The sequence below is a fragment of the Rhodococcus sp. F64268 genome (assembly GCF_023015605.1).
Classification (GTDB): domain Bacteria; phylum Actinomycetota; class Actinomycetes; order Mycobacteriales; family Mycobacteriaceae; genus Rhodococcus.
Genome location: NZ_JALKAI010000002.1, coordinates 776,879 through 795,359, shown reverse-complemented (window position 1 = coordinate 795,359; position 18,481 = coordinate 776,879). Strand labels below are relative to the sequence as shown.

Sequence of the window (18,481 nt, the reverse complement as noted above, 5' to 3'; positions counted from 1 at the left end):
GAGACGGAGCAGCGCATGACCCCTTTCCGCACCACTCGCTCGAGGACGCTCTGCGGCTCGACCGCCGCCCTGGCACTCGCCGCAACGCTTGTTGCGGGATGCGCCGAATCGGCCTCGGCCTCCGGTGGCGGAGGCGGCGACGGCGTCGAATACGGCGCCACCAAAGACGACTACATCGCGGCGTTCGAGGATGTCGATCCGATCCAGCTCTACACTCAATCCCCCGCCCCGAAGGACTCGGCGACCGGCGTACCGGTCGAGAAATACCTCGACCGGATCACCGAGTGGTCCGGCGGCAAGATCACCTTCGACGTCGCCTACTCGAATGCAGTCGCACCTCCCGCAGAGATCGACAATGCGCTGATGGACGGCCGGCTCGACCTCGGACACGTGATCCCGCAGTACGAACCGTCGGAGTATCCCGCGACGGCCGCCCTGATCGACTCGAGCTTCGTCTCGCTCCAGACGCCGGTGCTCGGACCGCTGCAATCGAATGCCTGGGCCAACGAAGTGGCATTCGAGACTCCGGAACTCGTCGCGGAGTACGAGGACAAAGGCATGAAGCTGCTGCTGCCAGCGTACAATTCCGGTTCCAACGGGCTGTTCTGTGCCACCGAGCGGCGAGATCTCGCGTCCACCAGGGGCGCTCAGGTCACCGCTTCCGGTCTTTCGATCAATGCCGAAGTCGCGTCGCTCGGCGCAACGCCGGTGTCGATCGCATACACCGAACTGTTCGAGGCGCTCGAACGCGGCATCGCCGACTGCTCAGTCACCTCCTTCACCGTCGGAATGCTCGGCGGCTTCCTCGGACAGACGCCGCAGGTGGTGATCGATCCGGAGGCAGGCGTCGCGGTCGGCTGGGGTGGTATAGCCATGAGTGCCGAAGCGTGGGAAGAGCTTCCGCTTGTCGCGCAGCAGCTGATCTGGGACAGCCTCATCGTGTACGTCGAGTCGAACATCGAAGACAAGATTCTGCCCAACACGGCAGACGGGATGAAAGCGGTCCTCGCCGCAAACGGTACCGTCGGCCCCTACGCCGAAGACGCCCGTGCCGCACTCGCAGCCGAGAACGAGCGGCTCCTCGGCGCGCAGCGGACCAACGCGGCATTCGAGGACGGCGACGCGTTCGTCGACCGCATCGAGTCGTCGGCCGACAAGTGGGCATCCACGCTGGCCGATCTGTACGACGATGTCCCCTACGACGAGTTCGCTACGTGGTACAGCCCGGAGGTGCTCGATCTCGAGGACTACAGCGCGAAGGTCTACGAGGAGATCTTCCTGCCACACCGCCCGTCCTGACCACAACCGGAGGAAATGAATGACGCACGCAACGGGCTGCCCCGTCAGCCACACCGACTACACTAAAGAGTCCGAAATCTACGGCCACTACGCAACTCTCGACGCAGAGCGTGAGGCCGCACGGTTCCACTTCAACGACACCACCGAACGTGGTTTCTGGATGCTCACGCGCTACGAGGATGTTCTCGCGGGTTTCCAGAATCACAGGAACTGGACGACTGCGGTTCGTACGGCGTTGTTCCCCGAGAGCAGGATTCCGTTGCTTCCCCAGGACCTCAACGGGGAAGAGCACCAGAAGTTTCGTCGCATCATCAATCCGTTCTTCGCGCCCGCTGCGGTTCGACGTATGGAGGAACTGGCGCATACCCGCTGTGTGGAACTGCTCGAGGAGCTCGCCCCCAAGGGGCACTGCAACTTCGTGGCAGAGTTTGCCATCCGGTACCCGACCGATCTCTTCCTGGTGCTGATGGGCCTGCCGGTCGAAGACGGCGACTTCTTCCTGCCGTGGACCGAAGAGATGTTCAACTGCATGCTCCAGGGCGATCTCGACGGTGCCGAGGTTCCGAGGCAGAAGATCCTGGACTACTTCACCGTGGCCATCGAGCAGCGACGCAAGAATCCGCGGGATCCCGCCGAGGATATGGTCACCCGCCTGGTCCAAGCCGAGCTCGATGGTGAACTCCTCTCGCACGACACAATTCTCACCACCTGTATGTCCATCATGCTTGCCGGCCTCGACACCACCCGGTCGGCACTCGGATACATCTTCACGCACCTTGCGACCCACGAAGACGATCGCCGGATACTGGTCGAGGAACCTGAGTCGACGCGCGACGCGGTCGAGGAGTTCATCCGGTTGTATCCGCTGGTGATCCAGGCAGGGCGCGAGGTGCAGGAGAGCTGCGAATTCGAGGGCATCGACATGGCAGCGAAGGACGTGATCTGGCTCGGAATCGGCTCGGCGAACAGAGATCCCCGAAAGTATGACGACCCGGACACCTTCGTCCTCGGTAGGCCGGGGATCAACCAGCACCTCGCATTCGGTGCGGGGCCGCACCGCTGCCTCGGAATGCACTTGGCACGTCTCGAACTCGCTGTCGTGCTCGAGGAGTGGCACAAGTTGATCCCGGAGTATCGAATCAAGGACGGTGCCGAGTTGGTCGAACGTGGGTCCCAATTGACCCTGAAGGAACTCGAACTGGAATGGGAGGTCTGACATGGCGGCGATATCCGGACCGGCGATGTCGATCACGCGTGAGAAGTGCATGGGACACGGGCGTTGCTACTCTGTCGCACCCGATCTGCTGAGTGATGACGAAGAGGGTTTCGTCGCGCAGGCAGGCGACGAGTTCTCCGTCCCGGAGGAGCTGGCCGGTCAGGCCGAGGCGTCGGTGGACGCGTGCCCGGAGCACGCGATCACCTTCACCCGCTGAGTATTTCGTCTAGTGTTCGCGCGGCCAGCCGCGGGCGAGATCGGTACCGACATGGACATCGATCGCCAGCGACTCGAATCGCGCGTCACCCACCTCGGTCCGGATCACGGCGGAGTACGTTCCCCAGCCGAGACCGGACCCGTGGGCGGCGCGTGCTGTGTACCCGAAGTAGCAGTCGAGTTGGACAAGACCCGTCGAGATGGAGCGGACTTCCGGCTGACACACGAAATGCCGCTTCTCGGAGGGATCGGTGCCGCCGGCCGTCCGGAAGAAGCCTCCGATCTCGTCGTGGCCACGGAACGTACCGAGACGCGTGACGAGCGCACCGTCGTCGGCGAAAAGCAATGCCAGCTTCTCCGGCGCCGGAGCGTCGAGCTGCGCAGCATAGCGGTGCATCAAACCGGCTGCGGCGCGTTCGGATTCGAGTGCTGCCACTCGGCCGGCGAGCTGCTCGATGGTGGCCTGCAGATGGGATTCGGTGGACACGGGTTCTCTCCTCCTGATCGATGGTGGCTCGACTATAGGGTGTGCCGGACGAATCCGTGAGCAATGAAATATGTTGGGTACGAAGAGAACGGATGCGACGGTTGACGGAATCGACGAACATCGGAAGGTTCGAGGGCCGGGTCGCGGTCGTAACCGGCGGAGCGAGCGGGATCGGTGAAGCCGTGGTGCAGGCGCTGCACTCGGAGGGTGCCTGCGTCATCGTGGCCGATGTGCAGGAAGCCGGCCGTGCCCTTGCGGCGGAGCTCGGTGAGCGTGCCCGGTTCGTGCGCACCGACGTCACCGTCGAGTCGGATGTCGCGGCAGCCGTGGATCTCGCCGTCGAGCACTTCGGCCGACTCGACGTGATGTTCAACAACGCGGGTGTGATGGGCGCACTGGGACCGATCGACCGGACGCCGATGGACGCGGCCGACGTCACGCTCGCGGTGAACCTTCGCGGAGTGCTGTGTGGATTCAAACATGCTGCGCGCGTGATGAAACCGCAGGGATCGGGTGTCATCATCTCGACATCGAGCCCCGCCGGAGTTCTCGGAGGCGTCGGACCACACGTGTACAGCGCGGCGAAAGCTGCCGTCGTGGGTCTGTCGAAGTCGGTGGCAGCTGAGTTGCGGCCGTTCGGAATACGGGTCAACACCGTGATTCCCGGAGCCGTGGTCTCGCCAATGACCGCTGCCGTCGTGGCAGACGGCGCCGACGACCTCGCAGGTGCCGACACGGCACTCGGCAGCAACGCCCTGATGGACCGCGCGCTCACACCGGAGGACGTCGCTGCCGGCGTGCTCTTCCTGGCGAGTGACGAGGCCGCTTACGTCACCGGAGTGACGTTCCCGGTCGATGCCGGGATGACGGGTATCGCGGGCCGTTCGCCGTACACCAGTGGCCGGTATGAGCAACCCGTGACGTTGCTGGAAGCCGGACGTACCGCGTAGCGGAGGCCCGGCCCTGATGGAGATGCCGTCGACGCAGGTCGATGCAGTCGACAGCGAGACGTAGCCGGCAGGAACCACAGCCGGCAGAGAAGGGAAGAAGTACATGCTGACAGGTAAGCGGACGCTGGTCACCGGAGCAGCCCAGGGCATGGGCCGCGACATCGCGCTGGAGTACGCCAGGCGCGGCGCCGAGTTCGTCGGTGTCGCCGACCTCAACGGTGACGGCGCGAAGGATGTCGCCGCCGAAATCGAAGCGATGGGTGTCGCAGCCGTTGCGATCACGGTGGACCTTGCGGACAGTTCCGCCATCTCCGGCATGATCGACACCGTCGTGTCCGCGGCCGGCGGTCTCGACACACTCGTGAACAACGCCGGTGTCATGGAGAATGCCTTCACCGAGAACACGGCCTTCGAAGAGCTACCCGAGGACGTCTGGGACAAGGTCTACGCGATCAACGTCAAATCGGTCTGGCTGGCAACGAAATGCGCGGCACCGCACCTACGCGCTTCGGGTCGCGGGCCGTCGGTGATCAATGCCGCATCCGTCGCCGGAATGGTCGGTTACGTCAGCACCGCGTACCCGTCGAGCAAGGCCGCGGTCATCCAGCTCACCCGCACCTCCGCCATCGCACTGTCTCCGGAGGTCCGCGTCAACGCCTTCGCACCGGGTTCCATCGAGACCCCGATGAGCCGTGCCTTCCTCGACGCTGCAGAATCCGACGAGGCCCGCGAAACCAGGAAACGGGGGATGGTCGGAGCCCACCTCATCCCCCGTTTCGGCACCGGCGACGAGATCGCAAAGGTCGCCGCATTCCTCGCATCCGACGATTCGTCGTTCCTCACCGGGATCGTCGTCCCCGTCGACGGCGGTACGACGGCCTGGCGTGGACTGCGCGGATGAACGCGACAGCTTCTGCCGCGGCGATCGTGGGGGCCGGTGAATCGCAGTTCGGCCGGTCCCTGGACCGTCCCATCGCGAAACTCGTCCTCGACGCGTGCCGCAATGCGCTCGACGATGCGGGGCTGACCGCCTCGGACATCGACGGGGTGGTCGCGGCAGGTGCGTACCCCGGGCCCGATGAAGTGTCGGTCGCGCTCGGCGTCGAACGCAGGTACACGGCAGCTCCCGGAATTCCCGCGGGGGCAGGACCCCTTGCCGCAGTCGAGACCGCGCGTGCAGCAGTGGAATCGGGGCGTTCGAACACCGTCCTCGTCTACTACGGTTACGCAGGGTCGAAGCCCGGAGGCCCCTACGGCTTCCACGCGCAGGACCCGGTGAAGGCGAGCCTGGAAATGCCCTTCGGCTGGTATGGGCAACCGGTGTATTTCGCTGCGTGGGCACAACGCTACTGCCACACATACGGGATCGAACAGGACGCGCTCGGATCGATTGCCGTCTCGAACCGCGTCTGGGCGACGATGACGCCGAACGCGCAGCGTCCGAAGCCGCTCAGTGAGGATGATTATCTGGCCTCACCCATGATCGCGTCGCCGCTGCGGGCCGCAGATTGTTGTCTGATCTCCGACGGTGCCGGTGCACTCGTCGTCACGACGAACGAACGAGCACGCGACCTCGAGGGGACACCCGTCGTCGTGGCGGGATCGTCGACGGTGGCGGTGGGCCCGTCGATGACCTCGTATTTCACCCAGGCGGCGGACATGTGCTCGTTCGGTTCTGCCGTGTCCGGACCACGGGCATTCGCGGATGCCGGACTCACCCCCGCAGATATCGATGTCGCCGAGATCTACGACTGCTTCTCCATCTCGCAAGCCATCCAGATGGAGGACCTCGGACTCTGCGGTCGTGGCGAAGCGGTGGAGTTCCACCGTGCCGGGCACACGCGGCCTGGCGGCTCGCTCCCGGTCAACACCCACGGCGGCCACCTCGCGTACGCCTACATCCCCGGGATCGTCCACGTGATCGAGGCCGTACGCCAGGTGCGGGGCGTGCGCGGGCAGGCGCAGGTGCCCGATGTCGCGACCGCACTGGTCGCTGCGCTGGCAGGCGGCGAACACACGACGTTGATCTTGACGAAGGACCGGTGAGGAACGTGACCGAGAATGAACCTTCCACCGACACGTCCGGGATCGTCACAGCATCGGTACCGGATTTCGCACCACTGACCGATGTTCCCGAACTGGCACCGTTCTGGGACGGAGTGAGCCGCGGAGAACTCGTGTTTCCGCGGTGTCGCGCATGCCGGCGCTGGCATTGGTACCCCGGACCGGGCTGCCCGTGCGGTCACGACGACGAATTCGAGTGGTCGGGTGTCGCGGGCAGAGGAGTGATCTACTCGTTCACCACCGTGCACCGCGCGTTCCTGCCGTCGGGATCCACCGCGCCGTACACCGTGGCACTCGTGGAGTTCGAGGACGCGCCAGGTGTACGCCTCGTGACCGACCTCATCGGAGACGGCGCGGACACACCACGGATCGGTGACCGGGTGGTCCTGTCTCCGACGGTCTTCGATACCCACACCTTGCCGACCTTCGCGCTCGAGCGTGACCGGCCGGAACGAGAAAGGCACTCGCGATGAGACTCTCACTGCGCTATGACATGCGAGCACCGGCGATCGGCGCTCCGGCCGTCGACCTCTACCAGGCCGCGGTCGAGCAGGCCGGCTGGGCTGATTCGCTCGGGTTCGAGACCGTGTACATCGCTGAGCACCACGGCGCCGAAGACGGCTACTGTGCCTCCCCGATGATCCTGGGCGCCGCGATGCTCGGGCGCACCGAGCGGATCCACGTCCATTTCTCGGCGCTCGTGGCGGTGTTGCATCATCCGTTGCGGCTCGCCGAGGACCTCGCGACCCTCGACCTCGTCGGTGGCGGCGGTCGCGTCGAGATGACGATGGGGATCGGCTACCGGCCCGACGAATTCGAGATGTTCGACGTGCCGATGAAGCGACGTGTCCGCATTCTCGAAGAGGTCGTCGAGACCCTCGACAAAGCCTGGACCGGTGAACAATTCGAGTTCCGCGGGAAGACGGTACGGGTGCGTCCCACGCCCGTCGGCCCATCACGCCCCCCGATCTACATCGGCGGCTCGGCCGATGCGTCCGCGGCGCGTGCAGCGCGTCTCGGCGACAACTACATGCCAGCCGGGTCGGAGAAGGAGCGGCTGTACGAGTTGTACGACACCGAGCGGACGAAGCTGGGACTTCCGATTCCACCGCGTCCCGCGCCGGCCGGCCCGTTGTTCCTGCACGTGACCAACGATCCCGACGGCGATTGGGAACTGCTCGCACCGCACCTGATGTACACGACCAACATGAATGCGCAGTGGGCGAAGGAGCGCGGTGTCGGGACGACCGGGTACACACACGTCGAGACCGTGGAAGACCTGAAGAAGCAGCCGCAGTTCGTGGTGCTCACCCCCGAGCAGTGCGTGGAGTTCGCACGGGAACGGGGCGATGATTCGGAACTCATGTTTCAGCCGCTGATGGGTGGACTCCCACCCGAAATCGGTTGGCGGAGCCTCGAACTGTTTGCCTCCGAGGTCCTTCCCGAACTCGAGAAGTCAGGCCTCCGGGGCTCGGCCGAGTCGCGGCTGGGCCCGATCTCGGAACAATCGGCGGGAACGATCAGGAAATGAGGGAGTCGATCATGAGGTTTCGATCGGTTGCGTGTGCGGTCGCGGGTATCACCGCGAGCGCAACGGTATTGACGGCCTGTGCCGAATCGGGTGGTGCCGGCGGGCAGGGCGGTGGTGCCGGTGTCGAGTACGGGGCGAGTATCGAGGAGTATCAGGAGGCGTTCGAATCTGTCGACCCGATCGTGATCCACACCCAGTCTCCCGCGGCGAAGGGCGCATCGGGCGGTCAGCATATCGAGAAGTACGCCGAAGCCGTGTCCGAATGGTCGGGCGGCAAGATCACATTCGACATGGTCTATTCGAACGGTGTGGCCTCGCCGACCGAAGCGGACAACGCGGTGCAGGACGGCCGGCTCGACCTGGCCCAGGTCATGGGTGCGTATGAACCGCAGGAGTACCCGGTCACCTTCGCCCTCAACAACGCGAGTGTCCTGTCGGACAACAGCGTGGTCGTGGGGAGCCTGTCATCGAACGCGTGGCCGGTCGATGTGGCCTTCTCGACACCGGAGTTCATCTCCGAATACGAGGAACAGGACCTGAAACTTCTCATACCGTCGTTCAACTCGGGTTCGATCGCACTGATCTGCGCGCAGGCCCGAAATGATCTGGCCGAGTTGAAAGGTCAGTCGATTGCGTCCGGCTCGGCGACGCTCGGTACCCAGGTCTCCGCGCTCGGAGGCAACCCTGTGTCGATCGGATATACCGAGTACTACGAGAGTTTGCAGCGCGGGGTCGCGGCGTGCGCGGCCACCACCCTCACCGCGGGCATGATCGCGGGCATCATGGAGGTTGCGCCGCACATCACGATCGATCCCGAGGCGGGATTCGTGAACACCTCGGGTGCGCTGGCGATGAACGCCGATGTGTGGGAGGACCTTCCGCTGGTCGCGCAGCAACTGATGTGGGATCGTCTCGACGTCTTCGTCGAGGGCAGTATGAACAAGATCTGGGAAGGTACGGTCGACGCATCTGCGACCATCGCTCAATTCGGAGGGGCGGCCGAGCCGTTCGCTGATGATGCCCGTGACGCGTTGACCGCGAAGAACGAAGAGATCGTGGACGGGCTCGCGGAGACGGCCCCGGGCGGCGACGAGTTTGTTCGGCGAGTGCGGGATTCTGCTGCGGAGTGGAAGACGACAGTGACTGATCTGGGTTACGAGAACACCGTGGACTACACCGGATTTGCCGAGTGGTACAGCCCCGAGAAGCTCGACACGACGGCATTCGTCGACGAGCTCTTCGCCGAGGTGTTGCTCGAGCATCGCCCTTCCTGAACAGCACGCAATGAGCCGTGAACGACATGTTTGCAACAATTAGTTGACAACATGACGTTCACGGCTCACGCTGTATGTATGACAGAGAATGAATTCACTCCACCGAACCCCGGTCGGGAACGTGCCCACCGCGAGTACGCCGGTCTGTTCCGAATCGCCGAACGCCACGGGGTCACAGCGGAACAGCGTGCACGCCAGTCTCATCCGGAGATGCTCGACCCGCTGGGCGCGATCCGCATCGTCGCCGCGCTCGCCGGCGGCGTCCACCAGCCGGGTCCTGAAGAACCCGACGTGGACGCCGCCGACGTCACGGCTGCTCTCGGTCTGATCCCGAAGGCCAGAGCGGAGATGGACCAGCTGGAGGCGCTGGTCCTCCGAATTGCCCGTGAACGCGGGATGACCTGGCAGGACATCGCGTTCGGGCTCGGCCTTGGAAGTACCCAGGCTGCCCGTCAGCGTTACGAACGACTGCTGAAGCGCACTGACTCCTGACCGGGCGATCAGGGGGTGTAGGGATCCGCGCGCCTGATCGGGGGCGCGGTCTTCCAGTCGGGCATTCCTAGCTCCGGAGTCCCCACGACGGCCTTGCCACCCGACAAGTGGGTCCACTGGGCGTGGTTGAGCTGATGAATCGTGAAGCAGGCGTCGAGTGCGTTGGAGAAGCCCATCGCATCCTGGCTCTGGTTGACCGACTCCTTCACGAGCAACGCCGCCATCGTGGGCACCTGGGCGATGCGACGGGCGAACTCCAGGGTCCGCTCCGTCAGGTCGTCCGCCGGGAACACCTTGCTTACCATGCCGAGAGCGCGGGCGTCCTCCGCGTCGAGGCTGTCGCCGGTGAGGAGCAGTTCCTTGGCCTTGCGCGGGCCGAATTCCCAAGGATGACCGAAGTATTCGACCCCGCACATGCCGAGTCGTGTGGCAACGACGTCGGCGAATTGGGTGCCTTCCGCTGCGACGATGAGATCGCAGGCCCACGTGAGCATCAGCGCCGCGGAAAAGACGTTTCCGTGCACCTCGGCGATGGTGATCTTGCGGAGATCGCGCCAGCGACGGGTGTTCTCGTAGAAGTAGTGCCATTCCTGATGGAAGCGCGACTCGACGGCGTCCTTGGTGCCGCCTGTGCAAGTGTACGACCAGTGCTGGTCGGGGCCGGGGTTGCGTTCGGCCTGGTAGTCCGGGCTGCCGAGATCGTGCCCGGAGGAGAAGACCGGGCCGTTGCCGGCGAGGATCACCACGCGCACGTCGTCGTCGGCCTCGGCCCGCAGGAATGCGGCGGTGAGTTCGACGAGGAGCCCGCGGTTCTGGGCGTTGCGGTATTTGACGCGGTCGAGCACGATGCGGACGATGGTGCCGTCGTCGTGGGTCTCGTACTGCAGGTATTTGTATTCGGTGGTGGCCCGGGGGTCAGTGGTCACGGGGGAGAGTCCTTCCTGGAACAGGCTCAGACGGCCTGCGGTGATGTGGAGACGAGTGCGCGTGCCTGGTCGAGCAGGGCCTGGGACACGCTGTGGAAGTGCTTCCCGAGTGCCTCGTCGACCTTGCCTGCACATGCGCGGGCATGTGTGCCCTCGAGGATGATGGCGAGGCGGTAGCAGGCCAGTACCTGATACCAGTCGAATCCGGTCATGTCGCGGCCGCTCTCCTCGCCGTATCGTGCGATGAGCTCGTTGCGGGACGGCAGGCCGTCGAGCCGGCGGGCCAGCCCCTTCGTGCGAGGCTCGTTCGGGTCGGGCCAGGTGGCCAGCAGGTGTCCGAGATCGAGCAGCGGATCGCCGATCGCGGCGAGCTCCCAGTCGACGACCGCGGCGACGTCGGGACTGTCGTGCCGGAACATGACGTTGCCGAAGTGGAAGTCGCCGTGAATGACGCCCTTGTTCCACTCGGTGGGGCGGTGCGCGTCGAGCCATGCGCCGAGTTCGTCGATTCCGTCGAGATCGGGTCCGGGCCAGCCGTCGAGTTCGTGGTACGAATCGAGTTGCTTGCGCCAGCGTCCGACCTGCCGGTCGATCCAGCCGTCGGCGCGATCGACCTGCGTCTGCCCAAGCGCTGTGGGATCGACGCGGCCGAGCGCGGCGGCGGCGTCGACCATGGCCAGCCCCATCGCGTGCTGTAGGTCCGCCGACGACGCGTGTGGCTCGGGCACCTCGGTGGTGGCGGTGAAGCCGCTGATCGCGTCCATGACGAAGAAGGTGAAACCCATGATCTCGGGGTGGTCGCATGCCGCAACGAGGCGCGGGTGGGGGACGTCGGTGTCTGCGAGTGCGGTGAGGATCCGCGCTTCCCGGCGCATGGTCTCGTCGCTGTTGCTGCGTTTGTGCAGCGGCGGCCTGCGGAACACGTACTCGTGGCCGTCCCTGACGAAGCGGACCAGGATGTTCTGGGTTCCGCCGGTCAGTGCGACGACATCGGTGATCGGTCCGGTGCCGACACCTTTGCTGTCGAGCCAGGACGTCAATGCCGCGATATCCACCATGTCGGTGTCCGCCGTCTCGCCGTCCACCATGTCCCGATCGCTCATCGGGTTCACCTCGTGTCTTCGATCGTGTTCCCCGGGCGGTGCCTGTTGTACTTCGAACGTGCCATGGGTCCGCCCGCGGAATCGGATGTACTTGTGGGTGACCGGGGCCACTCTCACGGCACTCTACACATTCGTGCAAACCATTGTCATGATTAGCTTCACATTCAGGCGCATGATTGTTAGAGTCCGAGGACGGCGCCCGGTTGCTGCGACAGCGGACCGGTTGGCAGCGAATCGTTCTCCTTCAGGTGGTGCAATGGGTATCGAAATGGTTCTCGACATGGCGACCTCGGTCGTTCCGGACCGCGTGGCGATCGGCCGCCGCGAGTCGGGGCTGACCTACGCCAGGCTTGACGAAATCGCATCGGGTGGCGCGACGGTCCTGAAGGAACGCGGGGCAGCGCACCTGGTGTTCGTGGGAGTCAACGGGCCCATCCTGCCCGTCCTCACGTTCGCGTCGGCGAAGGCGGGCATCCCGATCGCGCCCCTGAACTACCGGCTCGCGACCGAACAGCTTCGCGACCTCGTCGCACAGCTCGAAAGGCCGTTGATCGTCGCCGATCCGGCCTACAAGGACAAGCTCGAAGGCGCAGCGGGGCACCTGCTGACCACCGACGAGTTCTTCGACGCCGCACGGGCCGCCGGGCCATCCGATCACCTGCCGGCCGACGACGACGCCACCGCGGTCGTCCTGTTCACCTCCGGCACCACCTCCGCCCCCAAAGGTGTGTTGCTCCGCCACCACCACCTGACGTCGTATCTGTTCAACACCGTCGAATTCGGCTCTGCCGGTGAGGAACAGGCAACACTGATCAGTACACCGCCCTACCACATCGCCGGGATGGGCGCGGTGCTGAGCAACATCTACGCCGGGCGTCGCATGGTGTACCTGCCCGATTTCACCCCGCAGCACTGGCTCGATCTCGTCCGCGAGGAGGCGGTCACGAGCGCGATGGTGGTGCCCACGATGCTCGCCCGCGTCGTCGACCACCTCGGCGGGGAATCCGCGGGCGCTCCGAAGCTGGCGTCGCTCGCATACGGTGGAGCGCGGATGGCGCAGCCCGTTCTCGAACGCGCCCTCGTTGCTTTCCCGGACACCGGTTTCGTCAACGCCTACGGCCTCACCGAGACCAGTTCGACGATCGCGGTGCTCGGACCCGATGACCACCGCGAGGCACTCGCAGATCCCGCACTGCGCCATCGGCTGTCCTCCGTCGGGCGGATCGTGCCCGGCATGGAGGCGCAGATCCGTGCGGAAGACGACACCACAGTGCTCGCCGACGGCGACACCGGGCTGCTGTGGGTCCGCGGGGCGCAGGTCAGCGGCGAATACATGGGCAAGGGCTCGGTGCTCGACGCCGACGGCTGGTTCCCCACCCGCGACCGTGCCCGGATCGAGGACGAGTTCCTGTTCATCGGCGGTCGCGCAGACGACACGATCATCCGCGGTGGCGAGAACATCGCTCCTGCCGAGATCGAAGACGTCCTGGTTCGCCATGACGACGTCCGCGAGGTCGCCGTGATCGGCGTCCCGGACGACGAATGGGGCGAACGCATCTGCGCCGTCATCGTGCCCGTCGACGACACCCATGCCGAGCCGGAAGCGGTGCGCGCCTGGTGCCGCGAGCGACTGCGCGGATCCCGCACACCGGACGACGTCGTGTTCGTCGATGAACTGCCCAAGACCGCCACCGGCAAGCTCGTGCGTCGTGATCTGGTCACACAGGTCACTGCCGAATCCGCCTGAGAGCGAGGGTCCGTGTCTTCCATCCCCAGCCGCCAGTGGGTGCTCCGATCCCGGCCGACGGGCCGCCCGAGCGCATCCGATGTCGAACTCGTCGACGTCGCCGTAGGCTCGCCCGAGCCGGGTTTCGTCCGAGTGCAGAATCTCGTGATGTCGGTCGAGCCGTACATGCGCGGCAGGATCGGCGGTGAGGCCACCTATGCCGAGCCGTATCCGCTGGACGAGCCGATGCTCGCCCCCACGATCGGTCGCGTCACCGCGTCGGCCGACGAGTCGATCCCCGCCGGCACCCTCGTGAAGCACGAGTACGGTTGGCGCGAGCACGCATTGGTGCCGGCGAGTGAATGCACCGTGCTTTTGCACGACGACCTCGCGCCCGCCGACCATCTCGGCCCCATGGGCATCCCCGGAATGACGGCGTGGGTGGGGTGCGAGCGAATCGCCCGCATCGAGTCGGGCGACGTGGTGTTCGTGTCGTCGGCGGCCGGTGCAGTCGGGTCCACCGTGGTGCAGATCGCAAAACTGCGGGGTGCCACGGTGATCGGTAGCGCGGGTAGCCCGGAGAAGGTCGAGTTGGTCCGCAGGCTCGGCGCCGATGCCGCATTCGACTACCACGACGGTTCGGTCAAGGACCTGCTCCGCGCCGCGATGGCAGAGGTGGGAGCGACCGGACTCGACGTCTACTTCGACAACGTCGGAGGCGAGCACCTCGAGGCTGCTGTCCGGGTGATCAACGACCACGCGCGGATCGCGCTGTGCGGGATGATCAGCATCTACAACTCCGCGACCCCGCAGCCGGGCCCGAACAACCTCATCAAACTCGTCTGGCGCCGCGCCCGGATGGAGGGATTCCTGCTCCGCGACCACCTCGACGCGCGGGAAGAATTCGAGAACCGGATGGCCGAGTGGCTTCACATCGGCGCGGTCCGCCCCGTGCAGACGGAGTTCGGGGGCGGTATCGAGGGCGCGTGGGACGCGTTTCTCGGCATGCTCGACGGCACCGCGACCGGCAAAGCCGTCGTGCCGCTCACTGGCAATCACGTCGAGAAAGACTGCAAGACCAGCGAATCCGGCGGGACGATCTCGCCCGACAAGGAGGCAACACGATGACCGACCAGACACTGCCGTCGGCTGCTCAGGCACTGCCACTGCAAGGCAAGGTCGCGCTCGTCACCGGCGGAAGCCGCGGCCTCGGCCGGGAAATGGTGCTCGCATTCGCGAAAGCCGGCGCAGACACCGTCATCGTCAGCCGCAAGATCGACAGCTGCGAGAAGCTCGCCTCCGAAGTTGCCGAAACCACCGGACGCAAGGCACTTCCGGTCGCATGCCATGTCGGCGACTGGGACGCACAGGAAGCCCTCGTCGAGCAGGTGTACGCGGAATTCGGCCGCGTCGACATCCTCGTCAACAACGCGGGCATGTCGCCACTCTACGATTCGCTCGGCAGCATCACGGAAGCGTTGTTCGACAAGGTCTTCGACGTCAATCTCAAGGGAGCATTCCGGCTGACGACGCTGATCGCCCCGCGCATGGTCGAGGCCGGCGGCGGTTCGGTGATCAATATCAGTTCCATCGCCTCGGAGCGGCCCACGCCGAGCGACCTCCCGTACGCGGCGGCGAAGGCCGGACTGAACATCATCACCAAGGGCTTCGCGCAGGAGTACGGGCCGACGGTGCGCGTCAACGCGATCATGGCAGGACCGTTCCTGACCGATATCAGCAAGTCGTGGGACATGGACGTCGTGGCGGAGAAGTTCAAGACACTTCCGCTTCAGCGCGCCGGTAACCCCGACGAGATCATCGGCGCCGCGCTCTACCTCGCGGGTCCCGGCTCCACGTACACCAGCGGCGCGATCATCCCGGTCGACGGCGGCCGCACCGCGATGCGCTGAGCCGTACACGCCGAATACTTTTCGAGAAAGGAACGTGCATGAGCTGGGGTTTCGAGACAGATCCCGAGTACCAGAAGGTCCTCGACTGGGCCGAGGACTTCGTGAAGAACGAGGTCGAGCCCATCGACAAGGTCATCACCCACGCGTGGGACCTGAAGGACCCGCTGCGTCAGAAACTGATCCCGCCGCTGCAGGACAAGGTGCGGGAGAAGGGCCTGTGGGCGACGCACCTCGGACCGGATCTCGGCGGCCAGGGATTCGGGCAGCTCAAACTTGCTCTGCTCAACGAGATCGTCGGGCGCACCCACTCGGGCCCCATCGTGTTCGGTGCGCAGGCACCGGACTCGGGCAACACCGAGATCCTCGCCCACTACGGGACACCCGAACTCAAAGAGCGGTATCTCGAGCCGCTGATCAACAACGAGATCGTCTCGTGCTACGCGATGACCGAACCTCAGGGCGGGTCGAATCCCGTCGAGTTCGAGACCACGGCCGTCCTCGACGGTGACGAATGGGTCATCAACGGCGAGAAGTGGTTCGGCAGCAACGCGCGCTTCGCGTCGTTCTACATCATCATGGCGGTCACCGACCCCGACGCCGAGCCGCACAAGCGCCTGTCGCAGTTCATCGTGCCGGCCGACACCCCTGGGCTCGAGATCGTCCGGAACACCGGGGTGTGGGGTCACGATTACGAGGTCGGCACCCACGCCTACACACGGTGGACCGATGTCCGGATCCCGAAGGACCACATCCTCGGTGGGGTCGGGCAGGGGTTCGAGGTCGCGCAGACCCGTCTCGGCGGCGGTCGCATCCACCACGCGATGCGCACGGTCGGACTGGTGCAGGCGTCGCTCGACATGATGCTCGAGCGCGCCGTGTCGCGTACGACGCGCGGCAAGCGTCTCGGCGATCAGCAGATGGTGCAGGAGATGATCGCCGATTCGTGGCTGCAGATCGAGCAGTTCCGCCTGCTGGTGCTGCGCACCGCATGGCGGATCGATCACTACAAGGAATACAAGAAGGTCATCAAGGACATCGCCGCGGTCAAGGCCGCGATGCCGAAGGTGTTGCTCGACGTCACCTCCCGCGCGGTCCAGCTGCACGGTTCGCTGGGTGTGTCGAAGGAACTTCCGTTGGGTAAGTGGCTGTTCGAGAGCTACCACATGGGTCTGGCCGACGGCGCCACCGAGATCCACAAGGTGGGTCTTGCCCGTCAGTTGCTGCGCGACGCCACGCCGCATGACGGTCTGTTCCCCAGCTACCACCTGCCCGGGCTCGAGGAACACGCGCGGCGCAAGTTCGCGGCGCAACTGGCGGGTCTCGAAGACTGAAGCAGTGGTTCGAGCAAGGGGACCGGGACCCGTGGTTCCGGCCCCCTGCTCGTGTGCTCTGTCAGTGGTCTGCCGAGATGACGAACGCGGTCGACCCTGCCAGTCCGTTGGACACGGTGACGACGGACCGCTTCGCGTCGGGAATCTGACGCTCTCCGGCCCGGCCGGTCACCTGATAGGCCGCTTCGGTGAGCTGTGTCATGCCGTGCAGCCGACCCTCGGCCAGGCACCCGCCGCCGGTGTTGAGCGGCAGCGTCCCGGTGGGGCGGGCATTCCCCTCGTCGATGAAGGACGCGGCTTCTCCTCGTCCACAGAATCCCAGACCTTCGAGCCAGGTGTACGTGAAAATCGAGAATCCGTCGTACAACTGGGCGATGTCGATGTCGTCGCGGTTGATCCCGGCAGCGGTCCAGAGTCGCTCACCCGTCGTTTCCGACCCGGCGATGATGTCTTCGTAAGTCATGGGTACACCGGTGACGCCGATGTGGTTGCTCGCGGCGTAGCCCGAGATCAACGCGGGAGGATTGCGTAGGTCGCGGGCGCGGTCGGCGCGGGTGAGGACCATGGCGACGGCGCCGTCGACGGGTAGGTCGCAGTCCAGCATGGTGATGGGATCGGCGATCATGCGTGACGACAGGTACTCGTCCGTCGTCAGGGTCTTGCCTCGGAAGAACGCATTCGGGTTCAGGTGTGCGCGTTCGCGATTGTCGACAATGAAGCGCGCGAACGATTCTCGTGTCGCACCGGCGAGGTCGAGGTAGCGGCGCGCGACGGTCGCAGCCCAGCCCGCAGGCATCGAGAAGCCGTACGGCGCGAAGAACTGGTCTTTGCCGCCGGCTCGCGCGGACGTGAAGTTCGAGTACCGTCCCTGCGGCATGTGCAGTGCGCGATAGAGGACGACGTGCGTGCAGGTGCCTGCGACGAGTGCGTTGATCGCGTCGATGGCGGCGTGGGTGACCATCGGCATGGTGTTGCCGAGCCATGAGAGGTTGTCGCGGATTCTCAGCGCTCCGGCGAGGTGTCCCGGAGTGACGACATCGATGCCGTCCTGGTTACCCTTGTCGCCACCGTACACCGGCATTGTCGGGGTGGTCGCGAGGCCGTCGACGTCGGCTCGGGTCAGACCGGCATCGGTGAGTGCTGCGTCCGTGGCCTCGACCGTCAGCGACAACAGGTTGCGCGGGTTGCGTCGAATGAGTTCGGTGTAGCCGATTCCGGCTATCGCGACCTGATCGCGGTACTCCCACATGATCAGCTGCTCCTGTGTCGGGTCTCGGGCGAGACACGGAATTGCGGCACGACATCGCCGGGCGCCAGTTCTTCGAAGGTCACTTCCAGAGGGAGCCCGATCGACAGATCGGCAGGGTCGGCGTCCACAAGATTGGTGGTGATCAGCAGGTTCTCCTGCTCCTCGAGTTCTGCGACGGCGACGATGTACGGCAAGTGTCCGGCGAAGCCGGGTGCCGGTGCGTCGTGCATGACGGTGTAGGAGTAGAGCTTCGCTCGGCCCGATACGTCTTTCCAGGACAGCTCGGCGGTGCCGCATACGGGGCAGAAGCCCAGCGGGAGGTGCTGGTAGCGGGCGCACGAATCGCAACGCTGCACCGTCAGGCGGTGTTCTCGCGCGGCGTCCCAGAAAGGGGCTGTGGTCTCGTCTGCCAGAGGTAACGGCCTGCGTGGGGTTTCGGCTGCAGCGTCAGTTGGGGGCATCGGTCCTCGCTCGACATTGACATCTATTGCGAATAATGGTGATCATCTATTGTGATTCTGTGACGCCGGTCTCGGCCTCGTCAAGTTTCACCCTCTGCGAGGAGGGATAGGCCGTCGCTAACAGGATTTTAGGCAAATCATTCGCATGAAAGCTTGACTCTCCCGCAATCTAGGCGAATGATATGACCCGAGAGTGATGTAGGTCACGACAGGCAGGCGAAAATCATGGCGCACCGCAGTGTTGAG

Annotated in this window: 19 protein-coding genes; 14 read left to right on the top strand and 5 right to left on the bottom strand. The window is 65.0% G+C overall.

Annotation, left to right across the window (positions count from 1 at the left end; all coding sequences use genetic code 11):
* The first annotated feature begins 15 nt into the window (after positions 1-15).
* From MWU77_RS08045 to MWU77_RS08035, 3 genes are read left to right on the top strand one after another with little or no spacing between them, the layout of a single operon-like run.
* Positions 16-1,299 carry a C4-dicarboxylate ABC transporter substrate-binding protein gene (locus tag MWU77_RS08045; protein ID WP_169687345.1) on the top strand — a complete coding sequence of 428 codons (1,284 nt, stop codon included), beginning with the start codon at positions 16-18 and terminating at the stop codon, positions 1,297-1,299.
* Positions 1,300-1,318: 19 nt separating this feature from the next.
* Complete coding sequence (locus tag MWU77_RS08040) at positions 1,319-2,515, top strand: cytochrome P450 (RefSeq protein ID WP_169687344.1); 1,197 nt, start codon at positions 1,319-1,321, stop codon at positions 2,513-2,515.
* 1 nt (position 2,516) lies between these two features.
* Positions 2,517-2,732, top strand: a complete 216-nt coding sequence (locus MWU77_RS08035) for a ferredoxin (RefSeq protein WP_206039686.1) — start codon at positions 2,517-2,519, stop codon at positions 2,730-2,732.
* Positions 2,733-2,741: 9 nt separating this feature from the next.
* Here MWU77_RS08035 and MWU77_RS08030 read toward each other — a convergent pair whose 3' ends face one another.
* On the bottom strand, positions 2,742-3,218 hold the full coding sequence (locus tag MWU77_RS08030; protein WP_169687343.1) for a nuclear transport factor 2 family protein: 477 nt from the start codon (positions 3,216-3,218) through the stop codon (positions 2,742-2,744).
* Between the two features lie 101 nt (positions 3,219-3,319).
* Here MWU77_RS08030 and MWU77_RS08025 point away from each other — a divergent pair, with 101 nt between their 5' ends.
* The 7 genes from MWU77_RS08025 (at position 3,320) to MWU77_RS07995 (ending at position 9,529) form a co-directional block, all read left to right on the top strand.
* On the top strand, positions 3,320-4,168 hold the full coding sequence (locus tag MWU77_RS08025; protein WP_247273373.1) for an SDR family oxidoreductase: 849 nt from the start codon (positions 3,320-3,322) through the stop codon (positions 4,166-4,168).
* Positions 4,169-4,271: 103 nt separating this feature from the next.
* Entirely contained in the window at positions 4,272-5,069 is a 798-nt protein-coding gene (locus MWU77_RS08020) for an SDR family NAD(P)-dependent oxidoreductase (RefSeq protein ID WP_169687341.1), read from the top strand.
* Positions 5,066-6,214, top strand: a complete 1,149-nt coding sequence (locus MWU77_RS08015; RefSeq protein ID WP_247273372.1) for a thiolase family protein — start codon at positions 5,066-5,068, stop codon at positions 6,212-6,214. The genes MWU77_RS08020 and MWU77_RS08015 overlap by 4 nt, the downstream gene beginning before the upstream one ends.
* Positions 6,215-6,219: 5 nt before the next feature.
* Positions 6,220-6,705 (top strand): Zn-ribbon domain-containing OB-fold protein, encoded by a 486-nt coding sequence (locus MWU77_RS08010; protein WP_247273371.1) that lies wholly within the window; start codon positions 6,220-6,222, stop codon positions 6,703-6,705.
* Entirely contained in the window at positions 6,702-7,763 is a 1,062-nt protein-coding gene (locus MWU77_RS08005) for an LLM class flavin-dependent oxidoreductase (RefSeq protein WP_169687338.1), read from the top strand. The genes MWU77_RS08010 and MWU77_RS08005 overlap by 4 nt, the downstream gene beginning before the upstream one ends.
* A gap of 11 nt (positions 7,764-7,774) precedes the next feature.
* Complete coding sequence (locus MWU77_RS08000; RefSeq protein ID WP_247273370.1) at positions 7,775-9,037, top strand: C4-dicarboxylate ABC transporter substrate-binding protein; 1,263 nt, start codon at positions 7,775-7,777, stop codon at positions 9,035-9,037.
* Positions 9,038-9,115: 78 nt separating this feature from the next.
* Complete coding sequence (locus tag MWU77_RS07995; protein WP_169687336.1) at positions 9,116-9,529, top strand: DNA-binding protein; 414 nt, start codon at positions 9,116-9,118, stop codon at positions 9,527-9,529.
* A gap of 8 nt (positions 9,530-9,537) precedes the next feature.
* Here the strand turns inward: MWU77_RS07995 and MWU77_RS07990 are convergent, their stop codons facing one another.
* Both MWU77_RS07990 and MWU77_RS07985 read right to left on the bottom strand, forming a co-directional pair.
* Positions 9,538-10,455, bottom strand: coding sequence for an enoyl-CoA hydratase (locus MWU77_RS07990; protein WP_374229829.1), 918 nt, complete (start codon positions 10,453-10,455; stop codon positions 9,538-9,540).
* Between the two features lie 26 nt (positions 10,456-10,481).
* Positions 10,482-11,558 carry a phosphotransferase family protein gene (locus MWU77_RS07985; RefSeq protein ID WP_374229828.1) on the bottom strand — a complete coding sequence of 359 codons (1,077 nt, stop codon included), beginning with the start codon at positions 11,556-11,558 and terminating at the stop codon, positions 10,482-10,484.
* Positions 11,559-11,814: 256 nt separating this feature from the next.
* Between MWU77_RS07985 and MWU77_RS07980 the strand changes: the two genes are divergently transcribed.
* The 4 genes from MWU77_RS07980 to MWU77_RS07965 are packed head-to-tail and all read left to right on the top strand — an operon-like array spanning position 11,815 to position 16,525.
* Complete coding sequence (locus tag MWU77_RS07980) at positions 11,815-13,305, top strand: class I adenylate-forming enzyme family protein (RefSeq protein ID WP_247273369.1); 1,491 nt, start codon at positions 11,815-11,817, stop codon at positions 13,303-13,305.
* A gap of 12 nt (positions 13,306-13,317) precedes the next feature.
* Positions 13,318-14,412 carry a zinc-binding dehydrogenase gene (locus MWU77_RS24945; protein WP_169687332.1) on the top strand — a complete coding sequence of 365 codons (1,095 nt, stop codon included), beginning with the start codon at positions 13,318-13,320 and terminating at the stop codon, positions 14,410-14,412.
* Positions 14,409-15,194 (top strand): SDR family NAD(P)-dependent oxidoreductase, encoded by a 786-nt coding sequence (locus MWU77_RS07970; protein WP_247273368.1) that lies wholly within the window; start codon positions 14,409-14,411, stop codon positions 15,192-15,194. The genes MWU77_RS24945 and MWU77_RS07970 overlap by 4 nt, the downstream gene beginning before the upstream one ends.
* A 38-nt stretch (positions 15,195-15,232) precedes the next feature.
* Positions 15,233-16,525, top strand: a complete 1,293-nt coding sequence (locus MWU77_RS07965) for an acyl-CoA dehydrogenase family protein (RefSeq protein ID WP_247273367.1) — start codon at positions 15,233-15,235, stop codon at positions 16,523-16,525.
* A 61-nt stretch (positions 16,526-16,586) separates the two neighbouring features.
* On the opposite strand, the gene MWU77_RS07960 is transcribed toward MWU77_RS07965, so the two are convergent.
* Together MWU77_RS07960 and MWU77_RS07955 are read right to left on the bottom strand one after the other, a co-directional pair.
* Positions 16,587-17,774: a hypothetical protein gene (locus MWU77_RS07960; protein ID WP_247273366.1), complete on the bottom strand. Its 1,188-nt coding sequence runs from the start codon at positions 17,772-17,774 to the stop codon at positions 16,587-16,589.
* Between the two features lie 2 nt (positions 17,775-17,776).
* Positions 17,777-18,235, bottom strand: a complete 459-nt coding sequence (locus tag MWU77_RS07955) for a Zn-ribbon domain-containing OB-fold protein (RefSeq protein ID WP_247273365.1) — start codon at positions 18,233-18,235, stop codon at positions 17,777-17,779.
* Positions 18,236-18,481: the final 246 nt, after the last annotated feature.

Coding starts and splice junctions, on each gene's coding strand:
- MWU77_RS07960 (WP_247273366.1), bottom strand. CDS start 17,774: ATGTGGGAGTACCGCGATCAGGTCGCGATAGCCGGAATCGGCTACACC.
- MWU77_RS08015 (WP_247273372.1), top strand. CDS start 5,066: ATGAACGCGACAGCTTCTGCCGCGGCGATCGTGGGGGCCGGTGAATCG.
- MWU77_RS07980 (WP_247273369.1), top strand. CDS start 11,815: ATGGGTATCGAAATGGTTCTCGACATGGCGACCTCGGTCGTTCCGGAC.
- MWU77_RS08020 (WP_169687341.1), top strand. CDS start 4,272: ATGCTGACAGGTAAGCGGACGCTGGTCACCGGAGCAGCCCAGGGCATG.
- MWU77_RS07995 (WP_169687336.1), top strand. CDS start 9,116: ATGACAGAGAATGAATTCACTCCACCGAACCCCGGTCGGGAACGTGCC.
- MWU77_RS07955 (WP_247273365.1), bottom strand. CDS start 18,235: ATGCCCCCAACTGACGCTGCAGCCGAAACCCCACGCAGGCCGTTACCT.
- MWU77_RS08040 (WP_169687344.1), top strand. CDS start 1,319: ATGACGCACGCAACGGGCTGCCCCGTCAGCCACACCGACTACACTAAA.
- MWU77_RS07965 (WP_247273367.1), top strand. CDS start 15,233: ATGAGCTGGGGTTTCGAGACAGATCCCGAGTACCAGAAGGTCCTCGAC.
- MWU77_RS08005 (WP_169687338.1), top strand. CDS start 6,702: ATGAGACTCTCACTGCGCTATGACATGCGAGCACCGGCGATCGGCGCT.
- MWU77_RS08045 (WP_169687345.1), top strand. CDS start 16: ATGACCCCTTTCCGCACCACTCGCTCGAGGACGCTCTGCGGCTCGACC.
- MWU77_RS07985 (WP_374229828.1), bottom strand. CDS start 11,558: ATGAGCGATCGGGACATGGTGGACGGCGAGACGGCGGACACCGACATG.
- MWU77_RS08000 (WP_247273370.1), top strand. CDS start 7,775: ATGAGGTTTCGATCGGTTGCGTGTGCGGTCGCGGGTATCACCGCGAGC.
- MWU77_RS07970 (WP_247273368.1), top strand. CDS start 14,409: ATGACCGACCAGACACTGCCGTCGGCTGCTCAGGCACTGCCACTGCAA.
- MWU77_RS08035 (WP_206039686.1), top strand. CDS start 2,517: ATGGCGGCGATATCCGGACCGGCGATGTCGATCACGCGTGAGAAGTGC.